This is a genomic window from Nocardioides sp. NPDC057577, from assembly GCF_042801335.1.
Classification (GTDB): domain Bacteria; phylum Actinomycetota; class Actinomycetes; order Propionibacteriales; family Nocardioidaceae; genus Nocardioides.
The window spans coordinates 31,537-45,420 of sequence record NZ_JBHVGB010000031.1 but is presented as its reverse complement, the minus strand read 5'-3'; the positions used below and the strand labels follow the sequence as shown (position 1 = coordinate 45,420).

Genomic DNA, 13,884 nt, shown 5'->3' with positions numbered 1-13,884 from the left:
GCCTAGGGCCGGAAAACAAGCGGAGGCCCGGCCGTCATCGGCCGGGCCTCGCGCAACGGGATCAGTGGATCCCCCCATTTAGCTGCTGGTCACGCGGACCAGCGCACCGAGTCGTCGACGAAGTCGGCGAACACGTGAACACCGCGCAGGTCCTGGCGCTCGTCCATGAGCTTCGTCAGGGCACTGGCGTGACGGAACTTGAGGCTGTGCTGCTTCGCGGCAATCTTTGCCTCAGGCTGGGTGGCGGTGAGTGTTTCCATCGAGGTCCCCCCTACAACGGATAGATGGTGTGCATCGTGGTTTGTCCTGCGCATCAAGCATCCCGCCCCCAAGTCGCGAGCAGGTTGTTTGAACGTTACAAGCCGGTTTCGGTAAAAGAAATGGCTGTCGATGCCTGATGCGGTATCTGCCGAGCGATAGGGCCGAATCTCGCTAGACAAAGACGATGACGGTCAGTCCGCGGCGGATCTGAGCGTGTCGACCGCCTGGCGGGCCTGCTCGAGGAGCCGCAGCGCGGCGCTCGCGTCAGGAAGGTTCGGCTCCGGGGACCAGAGCTGGTCGGCATCGCTGATCGGATCTGCGCCGTCGATGATCGGGTCGAGGTCGGTCACCAGGGCGCCCTTCGACGGGTCGCCGGCGAGCGAGGCGCGGATCACGCCGTGGTCGATCGGGGACGCCGAGGCGATCAGCGTGGCGTTGCCGAACCTCGCTCCCGCGAGCGCAGACCCCTGCACGATCATCGCGACATGCCCGAAGACCGTACGCAACGTGGCGAGCTCACGACGGGTGAAGAGCAGCTCGGGGCCGGCGACGGAGTTCAGCACGAGCCGGCCGTCCTCGCTCAGCGCGCGGCGGGCCGCGGTGATGCATTCCAGGGACGTGAAGGCGGGCGGGATCCGGTTGCCGACGAAGACGTCGATGACGATGGCGTCATGCTCCGAGCCCGGGTGAGCCTCGAGCCACGAGCGTGCCTCGGCGGTCTCCATGGTGATCCCAGGAGGAAGCGGGAACCGTGACCTGGTCAGCTCGACCAGCGCGGGCTCCAGCTCCACGACCGTCTGCGTGGCCGCGGGCCATCGGTGGGCGACCGCACGGGGGAGGGCGAGCAGCGCCCCGCCGAGGTGGGCGGCGCTGCGAGGTGCCTGGTCCCCGAGCGCAGCCAGCATCCACCGGATCGAGGCGAGCTTCGGCGGCTGCGCCGGGTCTTCGCCGAGATGGGACTGCGCGACGCCGTCGATCTGGATGGCCCAGCCGTCCTCCTTGCGTACGAGATCGGCGGTGCTGCCGTCCGAGAAGACGATGCGCTCGAGGCTCCCCGATGGCCCGGAGGGTGTTGACATACCTCGATCCTGCCAGACACCATCGCGCCCGAGCCGGGACATTCCGGTAACCTGCTGGCGTCGTTGGTCAGCGCCGCAGTTCTCGGACGTCGGGACTCGGATATCGGGCGTGAGGGAGTTCTTGCGGTGGAGATATGGGAGGTCGCCGAACATGACGACCGGATCGAGGGTCTCACCGCCGACGGGAAGCCGGATCCGGCCTACGCCGCCTCGCTCGGCCTGAAGGACGCGCCGCTGGGCCGCCGTGCGGTCGCGGCCGCCGTCGACATCGTCTGCTACCTGCTCCTGCAGGTCCCCTTTCTCGTCTTCACGTTCCCGCTGCTGCTGAAGCTGATGCAGGGCAAGTTCGGCTTCGCCCGGTTCCTGAGCCACCCCGACTTCATGCTGGCGGCGATCGCGGGCGGCGCGACCGTGCTGCTGAGCCTGGTCTACGTCATCGTCCAGATCGTCTTCCACGGCCGCCGCGGGGTCACGCTGGGCAAGTCCCTCGCCGGGATCCGCTCGATCAACGTCAAGACGCTCGAGCGACCGGGCGTCGGCCGCGCCTTCCTCCGCGCCCTGGTGCTCTGGGGCTCCGGAATCATCCCGATCGCGCCGATCGCCTTCCTCGCCTCGCCGCTGTTCGACAAGGAGAACCGGAGCCGCGGCTGGCACGACAAGGTCGCCGAGACCTGGATGGTCGACGTCCGCGAGGGTCTCGACCCCTACGACGAGAAGCGGATGCGCATCGCCCGCAAGACGGTCGCGGCCGCGCCCGTTGCGCAGCGGAAGTCGCTGCCCTCGCTCACCACCCCCAACGACCACGACGCCGGGAGCTACCGGCCCTCGGGGCGGGTCAGCGCCGGCGTGCTCGGCGTCTCCCGCCCGAAGGCGAGGAACGACGAGCCGGGCGCCGCTCCCGGTGGCGCGCTCGCGACCCCGCCGTCGGGACCGGTGGCACCGAAGCCGGTGACCCCGTCGATCCCGCCCTCGCGCGCGGTGACGCCCAACCAGGGCCAGACAGTTCCCCCGCCGCCTCCGACCCCGACGCCTACGCCCTACCCGACCCCGCCCCCGGCGCCGACCCCAGCGCCGGCTCCCACGCCCACCCCGACGCCGGCTCCCACGCCGGCACCCGCTCCCACGCCGCTGCCCACATCCGGCGGCCAGCAGCCTCCGGCGCAGCCGCGCGAGCGGGGCATCATGCTCAAGGTCGACTCTGGCGAGCGGATCCCGGTGACCGGCCTGGTGCTGGTCGGCCGTGACCCCGCCCTGACGGAGAACACGCTGGGGGCGCGTACGGTCTCGATCATCGACGTGTCGGTCTCGAAGACCCACCTGTCCCTGCGCCCCAGCGGCGACGGCGTCGAGGTCACCGACCGAGGCTCGACCAACGGCACCGTGGTGACCCACGAGGGTGCCACCCGACGGCTGAACGCCTGGGAGCCGGTGCTGGCACCGGTCGGCGCGATGATCCGCTTCGGCGACCGCTCTGCCCTGGTGCGTCGCGGGTGACCGCCGCCCCAGCCGCACGATCTCTGAGGAACGTTGACGAGGGGAACGAAGAATGAAGGTCAAGCTCACACTCCACCGGCCCGGTGTTGCGCCTGCGGATGTGATCGTCACGGCCGACTCGACCGCGACTGCGGGTGACGTCGCTCGGCACATCGCCGACGCGGACCCGGCTCGTTCGATCATCGCGGGGGAGCACGACGTCTTGACCCTGGCGGTCGCCCCGCCGACCGCGGAGCGGATGGAGCCGCTCCAGCACGACATCCCCATCGGTGAGGCTCCGATCGGGTCGGGCTTCGCCGCTGCGGTGGTCAACTTGGGACCGGATAGCGAGGCGACCGGCTCACGGCGCAAGAGCGTCGGTGTGCTGCGAGCGATCGACGGGCCCGTGCGCGGTCAGGCGTTCCCGCTGGTCACCGGTCACGCCTCCATCGGTCGTGGGCCCGAGAACGAGATCGTGCTCGCCGACCCGATGGTCTCCAAGCGTCACGCCCGCATCGAGGTGGACCGCTCGGTCGAGCTGGTCGACCTCAACTCGGCCAACGGCGTCGTCGTCGACGGCACCCAGGTCTCCCGCGTACGTCTGGCTCCGGACACGCCCGTCGTCATCGGCAGCACCACGCTGGTCATGCAGCTCTCGGCCGACTTCCTCTCCGCCGTCGAGGACCCGGTGCTCGAGCGCGGTGGCGGCCTGCTCTTCAACCGCAGCCCGCGGGTCGACGTCCGCTACCCCGGCACCGAGCACCCGCCGCCGTGGATGCCCACGGAGATGCAGAAGAAGCTGTTCCCGTGGTTCGTGCTGATCGCGCCGATCATCATGGCGCTCTCGATCTACGCGATGACCGGCCGCGCCCGGGCGCTGCTGCTGGTCGTGATGACGCCGATGATGGCGGTCGGCAACTTCATCAACCAGAGCCGTCAGGCCGGTGCGAAGCAGGACCACGAGATCCAGCTCTTCGAGCGGCAGTTCGAGAAGCTGGAGGAGACCTTCTACCGCAGCAAGCCGGAGGAGGAGCTCGCCCGCAACGAGGAGGTCCCGCCGGTCGCGGAGGTCTTCGAGCAGGCGATGCAGCTCGGTCCACGGCTGTGGACCCGCCGCCCCGAGCACTGGAACTTCCTGGCCGTACGCCTCGGCACGACCCGCGCCCCGTCGCGCAACTCGATCGCCGAGCGTGACACCCAGAACGGCCTGCCCGACTTCATCGAGCGCATCGACCGCCTCCAGGAGCGCTACAAGTACGTCGACGACGTACCGCTGCTCGAGTCGCTCCCGGCGGTGGGCTCCGTGGGTGTCGCCGGACCGGCCGGTCCGGCCGCCGACGCGATGCGTGGGCTCGCGGTGCAGCTCTTCGGTCTGCACGCGCCCAACGAGGTCGTCACCGTCGCCTTCGCCGACCCGGACTGGGTCGAGGAGTTCGAGTGGCTCAAGTGGCTGCCGCACACCACCTCGGAGACCAACCGGTTCAAGGACATGCCGCTGGCCGACTCCGCGCCGACGGCCAACGCCCTGCTCAGCGCGCTGGAGGAATACATCATGCGCGCCGGCCGGACCGCGGAGCACCGCGGCCCGTTCGCCGAGAAGTGGAACCCGATGCAGTACGGCACCGACGTCGCCCGCGCCGGGGAGGAGACCAACGCCCGGGTGCAGGTCTCGATCGTCGTCTTCGTCACCAACGACGCTCCCGTGGACCGCGCCCGGCTGGTCCAGGTCCTCGAGCGTGGTGCCGATGTCGGCGTACATGCCGTCTTCATGTCCTCCACCGTCGAGGCGCTGCCGGCCGTGTGCCGCAGCTTCCTGGACGTGAGCAACGGCCTGGAGCGCGCCACCGTCGGACTGGTCCGTAACGGCGACCTCCACGAGGGCGTCACGGTGGAGGGTGTCTCCAACGCCTACATGGAGATGTTCGCCAAGCGGCTCGCGCCGGTGGTGGACGCCAGCACGGTCGTCCACGACTCCTCCGACCTGCCCAACTCGGTCGGGTTCCTGTCGTTGGTCGGCAACGAGGTGGCCGAGGACCCGCACTCCGTGGTGGAGCGCTGGCGGCAGAACAACTCGGTCATCGACCGCTCCGACCGCCCGCGGCCGCGGCTGAAGAAGGCGGGCAACCTGCGCGCCATCATCGGCCAGGGAGCCTCGGACGCGATGACGCTGGACCTGCGTACGCAGGGTCCGCACGCCCTCGTCGGAGGCACCACCGGTGCCGGTAAGTCAGAGTTCCTGCAGGCGTGGGTGCTCGGCATCGCCTCGGCCCACTCGCCCGACCGGGTGACGTTCCTCTTCGTCGACTACAAGGGCGGCTCGGCCTTCGCCGACTGCATCGAGCTGCCGCACTGTGTCGGTCTGGTGACCGACCTGAGCCCCCACCTCGTACGCCGTGCGCTGACCAGCCTCAAGGCCGAGCTGCACTACCGCGAGCACCTCTTCAACCGGAAGAAGGCCAAGGACCTCCTCGAGCTGGAGAAGCGACAGGACCCGGAGTGCCCGCCCGCGCTGGTGCTCGTCATCGACGAGTTCGCCGCGCTGGCCGGTGAGGTGCCGGAGTTCGTCGACGGCGTCGTCGACATCGCCCAGCGAGGTCGTTCGCTCGGCATCCACCTGATCATGGCGACCCAGCGCCCGGCCGGTGTCATCAAGGACAACCTGCGGGCCAACACCAACCTCCGCGTCGCACTGCGTATGGCCGACGAGAGCGACTCCAAGGACGTCGTCGACGACCCGATCGCCGGGACCTTCCCGCCGTCCCTGCCGGGGCGCGGCATCGCGAAGACCGGACCCGGCCGCCTGACCCCGTTCCAGTCGGCCTACGCGGGTGGTTGGACGAGCGACGACGAGGTCGTCACCGCCGACGTGAAGGTGGCCGAGCTCAAGTTCGGTTCGATCACGGAGTGGGAGCCGGAGCGTCCGCCGGAGAGCGACTCGCACGACGAGGACCTCGGCCCCAACGACCAGAAGCGGATCGTGGCCAACCTGATCAAGGCCTCCGCCACCGCTGGTCTGATGACCCCGCGGCGACCATGGCTCGACGACCTGGCGTCCGTGGTCGACATGCGCGACCTGCCGCTGGAGGGTGACGGACAGATCCTGCTGGGTCTCGCCGACATCCCGGAGCGTCAGCAGCAGAACGCGATCTACTTCTCTCCCGACCGCGACGGGTCGCTGCTCATCTTCGGGTCCTCCGGTTCCGGAAAGTCGACGTTGTTGAAGACGATCGCAACCGCTGCCGGTGCTCGGCCTGAGCTCGGCCGGGTCCAGGTCTACGGCCTCGACTTCGCCTCCGGCGCGCTGGGTGCGATCGAGCGCCTCCCGCACGTCGGCTCGATCATCGACGGCGACGACGCCGAGCGTCTGCAGCGGCTGATGCGCACCCTCGAGCGGGAGATGGACCGCCGCTCCGAGCTGTTCTCCAAGGCCGCGGCCGCGAACCTCACCGAATACCGGGAGATCGCCGACCAGTCGATGCCGCGCATCCTGCTCCTGATCGACAACTACCCCGAGTTCAAGAAGGAGTGGGAGATCGCCGCCGGTCGCGCGCCGTTCTACCAGTCCTTCATGCGGGTCCTCGGTGAGGGCCGCCCGCTCGGCATCCACGCGGTGATCACCGCCGACCGCAGCGGCTCGGTGCCGACCGCGGTCTTCGCGAACATCCCGCGCCGTGTCGTCATGCGGCTCTCCGACCCGAGCCAGTACGTCCTGGTCGGAGCACCCAAGGACGTACTCAACGAGCAGTCGGTGCCCGGGCGCGCCGTCGTCGACAAGGCCGAGGTGCAGCTCGCTGTCCTGGGCGGCACGACCAACGTCGCCGAGCAGACCAAGGCTCTCGACGAGCTGGTCTCGCAGCTGCGTGCGCTGGGTGTTCCCGAGGTCGGCGAGATCGGCGCCCTGCCGACGAAGATCTCCAGCAGCGCCATGCCGGCGCAGGCCAACGGGCAGCCCGTCTTCGGTATCTCCGACGACACCCTGTCCGCGCGTGGCTTCGACCCGATCGGCTCGTTCATCATCACCGGCCCGCCGCAGTCCGGTAAGACGAACGCACTCAAGGCGCTCATCGAGTCCGTCGAACGCTTCGACCCCGAGGTGAAGCTGTTCCACCTCGGCAGCCGTCGCGCCCTGCTCGGCGACTTCCGACCTTGGGTACGCAGCGCCACCCGCCCCGACGACGAGAAGGCGCTCGTCACCGAGCTCGCCGAGATCGTCGCCGACGAGTCCTTCCCCGGCCGCATCATGATCGTCGCCGAGGACATGACCCACCTGGCCGACGGTCCCGCCGACCGTCCGATGCGCGCCCTGCTGCAGGCGATCAACAACTCCGACCACCTCTTCGTCGGCGACGCCGACGTCACTCGCGCCGGCGGCGGCTCGGGTGTGATGGGTGAATGGAAGGCAGCCCGCCAGGGCATCGTGCTCAAGCCGGACACCTACGACGGCGACACGCTGTTCAAGGTTCCGTTCGGCAAGCTCAAGCGCACCGACTTCCCCACGGGCCGCGGAATCTTCGTCCAGGCCGGGCGCATGGTGACCATGCAGATGCCCTTGGCGAGCGACTCCGAGAACTCTGCATGAATCTGACAACGAGGTCGTTTTTACCCTTCACATCCTTGTGACGGGTGGCCTACGGTGGCCAGCGGCGTTCTCAGAGGCGTCACCTCATGAAAATCCCGGGAAAGGCAATGATCGATGAGTGACTTCGGCGCAACATACGACGAGATGACCGGCACTGCCGACAAGCTCGACCAGGGCAAGGACACGATCGAGTCGGCGCTGGATGAGTGCCAGGGCTACGTGGACGAGCTGGTTCAGGACGGGTTCAAGACGGAGAAGGCGTCGGGCAAGTTCCAGGACGGCTACTCGGAGATGACCACTGGTCTGAAGGACGCCATTGCTGGTGTCGAGGACATGGCTCAGGCTCTGCGTGACATGGCCACGGCGATCCAGGACCTGGACTCGCAGCTCGCCGGCGGCTGAGCAACAACGTGGGTCACGATGGTGGGCTTGCTTCATGGGGCCCACCATCACCCGTCTCGGCCAGATGCCGCCGCGGTGTCGACTCCCGCTGGCGCGCTGTTGCAACCTCCTAACCGAGGTGAGCAGAATCCTTTACCTTCGGAGATGTTTAGAACCGGACGTAGCGGGTAGAACTACCTCGACGACGTTGATCGCCTGGATCTCGGACCACGCCCGGGAAAACGGTGTCGGCTCGTCGGGTTCACGCTTCTCGACCATGTGATGCGTGAGTGATGGTGACGAACGGCGCCGCAACGCGGTGACGTGTAATGAAAATTGCGGAAAGGCAATGATCGATGAGTGACTTCGGGGCAACCTACGACGAGATGACCGGCACCGCCGACAAGCTCGACCAGGGCAAGGACACGATCGAGTCGGCGCTGGACGAGTGCCAGGGCTACGTGGACGAGCTGGTTCAGGACGGGTTCAAGACGGAGAAGGCGTCGGGCAAGTTCCAGGACGGCTACTCGGAGATGACCACTGGTCTGAAGGACGCCATTGCTGGTGTCGAGGACATGGCTCAGGCTCTGCGTGACATGGCCACGGCGATCCAGGACCTGGACTCCCAGCTCGCCGGCGGCTGATCAACAACGCTTGCCAGATGGTGGGCTGGCGTCTGCTGGCCCACCATCTCTCCATTTTCTCTCGATCACGCGCTGCGATGACCACACTCGACCGCGTGCTCAGTAACCACGTGAAAGGTGCACAGTCATGGCGGATATCTTGATCAAGATCTCTGAGCTCGAGAAGGTCAAGACGTCATTGGACTCGATCGTCGACGAGTTCGAGAACGCCACTGACAGCTCCGAGGATCTCGAGGCTGACATCGGCGACCCGTTCGACATCAGCGATCTGCGCGATAAGGCCTGTGACTTCGAGGAGCGCTGGGACGACAAGCGCAACGACCTCAAAGACAGCCTGAAGAAGGTCAGTGAGCACATCAAGGGCGTTATCGACGGGATCGAGCAGTGGGACAGCGAGACCGCCCTCCAGTTCGAGCCCAAGAAGAAGTAGAACCCCAAGCCTTTAAACGCTCCTGACGGAAAGGACAACCCCCACATGTTCGGTGGCATGCAGGATTCCCCGAAGGGGCGCGAGATCAAGTCGGTCGAGGGTTCGCCCTCAGGGATCATCGCGCGAGGGTCCGCGATCGAGCGGCTCGGCAAGATGATGGATGCCTCGGCTGACACGCTGCGCGACATCAAGGAGAACACCTTCGCCGGCGGCGAGCAGCAGGGTAAGGCCATCGAGAAGCTTCAGGAGACCATCGGTGACTCCTACAAGGTCCTCGAAGAAGCGGCCGACCTCTACAAGCCTGTTGGTCCGGTGCTCGTCACCTACGGCGAGATGCTGGAGACCTACAAACCGCTGATCGACCGCACCGCGAACTCGTGCAGCGACCTCTGGGACATCTACGACGCCCTGCCCGGCGACAAGGACGACAGCACGACCGAGGACGACGGCGGTTTCCTCGGCATCGGCGACACCGACAAGGAAGAGGCCGCCGACAACAAGGCCAAGAAGGAAGCCTACGACAACTGGGAGACCGAGGCCGAAGTCTTCGACACCTGGTACGACGTGTGGGAGGACGGCTTCGACGCAGCCGTCAGCGGGATCTCCGACGGCCTGTCCGGATCCATCGAGGACGGCTTCTGGGACAACTACGGCGACTTCATCGACGCGGTCTACGAGGTCTTGACGTGGGCCGCTCTGATCATCGCCGTGGTCGCGATCTTCTGCACCGGTTTCGGTGCGCTGGCCGCCATCCTCGCGCTCGCTGCCTTTGCGGTTTCCGCCATCAAGTTCGCCTGCGGGCAGCAAAGTCTCGGGCAGTTGGCCCTAGATGCCTTGGCCATCATTCCGATCGGGAAGCTGTCGAACCTTTCCAAGCTCGGCCATCTGGCCAATATGGCGAAGGGCGGCAAGATGACCGCTCTGTCCAGGACCTGGGGTGCCATGAGCAAGGGTCCGATCGGTGACCTGACCAAGGCAGCTCGACTCAAGGACGCCTTCAAGGTGAAGAGCGGCGCGGAGGTTCTCGAGGGCGTGATCGGTAAGCCCTTCAAGGCCTTCCGGACCGACAACCTGAAGATGTACATGGGCAACCTCGATGCGCTCAAGGGTGGTCTGGGCGCGTTCCGGGGCATGACGAAGATCGAGTTCGGGGTTGCCCGCTTCGGCGCGACGCTCGGCACCCTCGGCAACGCCGGAAAGCTCACGCAGGGGACGGATCACTTCGACCCCATCCCGATCGACATCCCTGAGATCAAGGTCCCGGGCATGCCTGCCTGGCTTGGTTTCTAGGTTCGGTTCAAGCGCAACAAACGTCTGAGGTGCAGAGTGGCGAAGTGGGCAGTAGAGCTGGTTGACGACCTGGATGTTCCAGGTTGGCTCCCTGTTCCTGAAGGGTTGACGCCCGCTCAGTGTGAACGGTGGGTCGACGAGACTTCGAGCATGCTCGATGAGCTGGTCGGTACGCCGCGTTGGGATGGCGAGGCGACGACGATCGAAGACATCCGCGGGCTGCTGCAGATGGCCCTCGACGAGCGTGAGACCTCTGAGGCGTACGCCCTGTTCCAGGTGTGGCCGGTCATGTCGGCGGCTGCGGTGATGTGCCACCTGCATGTGGTGGAGAGCGAGTCGGTCCCGGACATGTCCCAATGGGACGGCGTCGTGCACGCGGCCGACGCCGATCACATCGGACCAGGCGCTCAGCTGTCCTCGCGCAAGGAGCTGAACTTCGAGGGTGGATCGGTCATCATCGAGTCGGTGAACTTCGCGTTCAGCGATGGCGAGGCCCTCCTGCTGGTCGGCGTGGACGAGTGCATTCCGCAGTTGACGACCTCGGTCGTTCGCGGGCTGGTGGCGCTCAAGGACATACTTCGGATGGTCCGCGAGGACGGGAAGGTGTTCAAGTCGGTTCCTCTGCCCGGAGTGCCGGTGGACGAGTCTTGGCCGATCGCGACGGATGGGGCGACGCTGTGAACCTACGTGAGCAACTTGGCGTGCGTAAGACCGTGGACTTCGAGATCGACCTCCCGCGAGGGTGGGCTCGTTTCGACATCGATGGTGGACACGATGAGCTCCTCAATGGGATGAAGAAGCGGTTCATGGAGGCTCACCGCCCCGACCTGTTCGTCGAGGCGAAGGCCATGTTCGACAAGGCGTTCGACGGGATGCGGAAGAACGACGTCTTCGCCTTCTTCGCGCCGGCAGGCGAGCAGCCGGACGACGCCATCGTCCTGCCGGCCTCGATCAACGCCTCGATCCGCACGGGCGAGCCCGGTCAGTCATTGGACAAGATGGCCCACAACGCCATCCAGAAGTACGGCGCGAAGCCGTTGTTCGGCGACCCGCGCACCCTGCGATTCGAGCGGGAGCGCACGATCGACCTCGATGGCGAGTCGATCATCAACCACTCCCTGATCTACTTCACCCCGATCCCCGGCACCCAACGGCGTAGGGCGCTGCAGCTGGTGGCAGCCTTCGCGCGTACGCCGGACGTCGAACCTGACGCACCCGCGCTGGTCGCGACCCGCGCGGTCCTCGACGCATGCGTCGCTACGCTTCGGTGGAACCGCGGTAGCGCGTGAACCGGGACTGATTCCTAATCGATTGTGGAAGGCCTGAACTTGCTGTCCTTTGACAAGGGCCCGTCGGCACATGAGTGGGCACGGTCGGCCAACGTCGCCACCCCGATCAAGTGGGGTGACCTCGAGGAGCAGATCATCTCGGAGCGGCTCACCCCGAGCGGAGACGACGGTGGGCCGAACTGGCTCCTCGGCGTGATCATGGTTGCGATGATGATGGCGCTCGGTGCGTTCCTGTTGGCGCCGGCGCTCGCGGCCGGTCTGGTCGCCTGGGCAACCACGACGGAGGACGCTTCCGCTCAGGATGATCTGACGCTGATCGCGACCTTCCTGTTCGTCATCGCGATCGTCGTCTCGGCGACCTGGCTCAGCATGTGGTGGCAGACGCGTTCCCGGTCGATGATCGCGATCGTCTCCGGTCTTGTGGCGACGGTGTCCGTCGTGGTCACCTTCGTCGTCGGGAAGTCCTACGACGGCGATCTTCCCGGGGACTGGCTCGAGTGGTCGGCGTTGGTCGCCGGCGTGCTCGGTCTCGCCCTGACGATCCTCCAGCTCGTGTCGAAGTCGGAGCATCGTGCAGGAGTGCCGAAGAGCGATCGTGCGCAGCGGCGCTACAGTGCCGCGCGCGAGGAAGTTCTCGACGTGCTCAGCGAGCGCGGGATCGTAGAACTGACCCCGGACCAGCGTCACCGGATGCAGCGAATGCGCGTCGGAACGTGGCACAAGTTCGACGCTCAGGGTCGCGTCTAACCTCACGGCTTTCATCCATCTATGTAGCAAAGGGTTCACGTGGGATCGGAACGAGCGAGAAGTGCGGACCTCGACGTCACCCCAGAGGCGGCCTTCCAGGCTGCTCTCGGGGTTGCGCAGCACGAGAAGAAGTACGAGATCAGGGCCGTGCACAATGAGGGCCAGGCCCTGATCATCAGGCAGAAGACCAAGGCCCTGTCGTGGCCGAAGGTCATCATGCTTCGAGTCCACCAGAACGGGTCGGGGTCGTCGGTCAACGTCTTTGTCCAGAACATCCCGGGCGGACCGAGTGCCCTGCTCGACGGTGTCTTCAACGGAAAGATCGCGGAGAAGTACCTCACCGGCATTCAGGGCACGTTGGACGGAACCGTCACCGCTCCGGCGACCGCAGTGACCTCCCACTTCGTTCGTGATGACGGCTCCGAGTCCCCCTGGGATGACCCGGACGAACTCCCCGAGTTCTGAGGGCACCCAGCTCCCTGACTCGGGACGCGACACATTGGCCTGTCGCGCGATCGATGTGCGGTTGCGTAGGTAAGGTGAGCGGCTGGTTCTGGTCGCCCTTATCCCGTGTTCTTGTGTGCCTTGCGGGATATCTCGGTCGGGTCGCGACGGTCTCATCGGTGACCCTGCGGATGCCGCTGGCGGGCGGGAACGAGAACTGTGTATGAAGACGACAACGAATCCGTTATTGCGCTTCACAAGTTTGTGAAGCGTGGCCTACGGTGACCAGCGGCTGCCCAATGGGGCACCGTGTAATGAAATCGCGGGAAAGGCAATGATCGATGAGTGACTTCGGGGCAACATACGACGAGATGACCGGCACCGCCGACAAGCTCGACCAGGGCAAGGACACGATCGAGTCCGCGCTGGACGAGTGCCAGGGCTACGTTGATGAGCTTGTTCAGGACGGGTTCAAGACGGAGAAGGCGTCCGGTAAGTTCCAGGACGGCTACACGGAGATGACCACGGGCCTCAAGGACGCCATTGCCGGCGTCGAGGACATGGCTCAGGCTCTGCGTGACATGGCCACGGCGATCCAGGACCTGGACTCGCAGCTCGCCGGCGGCTGAGTCACAGCGTTGGTCAAGGTGATGGGCCAGCATCTGCGGGCCCATCACCTATCCATCTCGGGCGTCGGTCAGGCGCCGCGGTGTGTCGACTCCCGCTGGTGCCCTGCTACGACCTCCTCACGGGGCCAGCAGAACTTTACTTTCGAAGATGTTTAGAACTCGACGTAGCGGGTAGGACTACCGTGACTACGTCGATCGCCCTGATCTCGGACCGCGTCCGCGATGACGGCATCGGCTCGTCGGGTTCACGCTTCACGACCGTGTGACGCGTGACTTGTGGTGACGAACGGCCCCGCAACGGGTGTCGTGCAATGGAATCGCGGGAAGGTAATGATCGATGAGTGACTTCGGTGCAACCTACGACGAGATGACCGGCACTGCCGACAAGCTCGACCAGGGCAAGGACACGATCGAGTCGGCGCTGGATGAGTGCCAGGGCTACGTGGACGAGCTGGTTCAGGACGGGTTCAAGACGGAGAAGGCGTCGGGCAAGTTCCAGGACGGCTACTCGGAGATGACCACTGGTCTGAAGGACGCCATTGCTGGTGTCGAGGACATGGCTCAGGCTCTGCGTGACATGGCCACGGCGATCCAGGACCTGGACTCCCAGCTCGCCGGCGGCTGATCAACCTTGCGGC

Annotated in this window: 14 protein-coding genes; 12 read left to right on the top strand and 2 right to left on the bottom strand. The window is 66.1% G+C overall.

Annotated features, from left to right (window positions below; all coding sequences use genetic code 11):
• Positions 1–89 precede the first annotated feature (89 nt).
• Positions 90–260 carry a hypothetical protein gene (locus ACFU7D_RS09260; RefSeq protein ID WP_378725475.1) on the bottom strand — a complete coding sequence of 57 codons (171 nt, stop codon included), beginning with the start codon at positions 258–260 and terminating at the stop codon, positions 90–92.
• A 192-nt stretch (positions 261–452) separates the two neighbouring features.
• On the bottom strand, positions 453–1,340 hold the full coding sequence (locus tag ACFU7D_RS09255) for a spermidine synthase (protein ID WP_378866040.1): 888 nt from the start codon (positions 1,338–1,340) through the stop codon (positions 453–455).
• A 126-nt stretch (positions 1,341–1,466) separates the two neighbouring features.
• On the opposite strand from ACFU7D_RS09255, the gene ACFU7D_RS09250 reads away from it, so the two are divergent.
• The 12 genes from ACFU7D_RS09250 to ACFU7D_RS09195 all read left to right on the top strand — a co-directional run bounded on the left by ACFU7D_RS09250 (position 1,467) and on the right by ACFU7D_RS09195 (position 13,871).
• Positions 1,467–2,834 carry an RDD family protein gene (locus ACFU7D_RS09250; protein ID WP_378866038.1) on the top strand — a complete coding sequence of 456 codons (1,368 nt, stop codon included), beginning with the start codon at positions 1,467–1,469 and terminating at the stop codon, positions 2,832–2,834.
• A 52-nt stretch (positions 2,835–2,886) separates the two neighbouring features.
• Positions 2,887–7,392, top strand: coding sequence for an FtsK/SpoIIIE domain-containing protein (locus ACFU7D_RS09245; RefSeq protein WP_378725470.1), 4,506 nt, complete (start codon positions 2,887–2,889; stop codon positions 7,390–7,392).
• A gap of 114 nt (positions 7,393–7,506) precedes the next feature.
• Positions 7,507–7,794, top strand: a complete 288-nt coding sequence (locus ACFU7D_RS09240) for a WXG100 family type VII secretion target (RefSeq protein WP_141791345.1) — start codon at positions 7,507–7,509, stop codon at positions 7,792–7,794.
• Between the two features lie 335 nt (positions 7,795–8,129).
• A complete protein-coding gene (locus ACFU7D_RS09235) occupies positions 8,130–8,417 on the top strand; it encodes a WXG100 family type VII secretion target (RefSeq protein ID WP_141791345.1) in 288 nt (95 codons plus the stop codon).
• A gap of 127 nt (positions 8,418–8,544) precedes the next feature.
• Positions 8,545–8,847: a flagellar protein FlgN gene (locus tag ACFU7D_RS09230; RefSeq protein ID WP_378725468.1), complete on the top strand. Its 303-nt coding sequence runs from the start codon at positions 8,545–8,547 to the stop codon at positions 8,845–8,847.
• Between the two features lie 57 nt (positions 8,848–8,904).
• Entirely contained in the window at positions 8,905–10,137 is a 1,233-nt protein-coding gene (locus tag ACFU7D_RS09225; protein WP_378725467.1) for a hypothetical protein, read from the top strand.
• A gap of 150 nt (positions 10,138–10,287) precedes the next feature.
• Positions 10,288–10,818, top strand: a complete 531-nt coding sequence (locus tag ACFU7D_RS09220; RefSeq protein WP_378866035.1) for a hypothetical protein — start codon at positions 10,288–10,290, stop codon at positions 10,816–10,818.
• Between the two features lie 20 nt (positions 10,819–10,838).
• Complete coding sequence (locus ACFU7D_RS09215) at positions 10,839–11,426, top strand: protein TPRXL (protein ID WP_378725463.1); 588 nt, start codon at positions 10,839–10,841, stop codon at positions 11,424–11,426.
• Positions 11,427–11,465: 39 nt separating this feature from the next.
• The gene (locus tag ACFU7D_RS09210) at positions 11,466–12,173 is read left to right on the top strand and encodes a hypothetical protein (protein WP_378866032.1); all 708 of its coding nucleotides are present in this window, start codon (positions 11,466–11,468) and stop codon (positions 12,171–12,173) included.
• Positions 12,174–12,212: 39 nt separating this feature from the next.
• Positions 12,213–12,638, top strand: coding sequence for a hypothetical protein (locus ACFU7D_RS09205; protein ID WP_378725459.1), 426 nt, complete (start codon positions 12,213–12,215; stop codon positions 12,636–12,638).
• Between the two features lie 320 nt (positions 12,639–12,958).
• On the top strand, positions 12,959–13,246 hold the full coding sequence (locus tag ACFU7D_RS09200; RefSeq protein ID WP_008356172.1) for a WXG100 family type VII secretion target: 288 nt from the start codon (positions 12,959–12,961) through the stop codon (positions 13,244–13,246).
• Between the two features lie 337 nt (positions 13,247–13,583).
• A complete protein-coding gene (locus ACFU7D_RS09195) occupies positions 13,584–13,871 on the top strand; it encodes a WXG100 family type VII secretion target (protein ID WP_141791345.1) in 288 nt (95 codons plus the stop codon).
• Positions 13,872–13,884 lie beyond the last annotated feature (13 nt).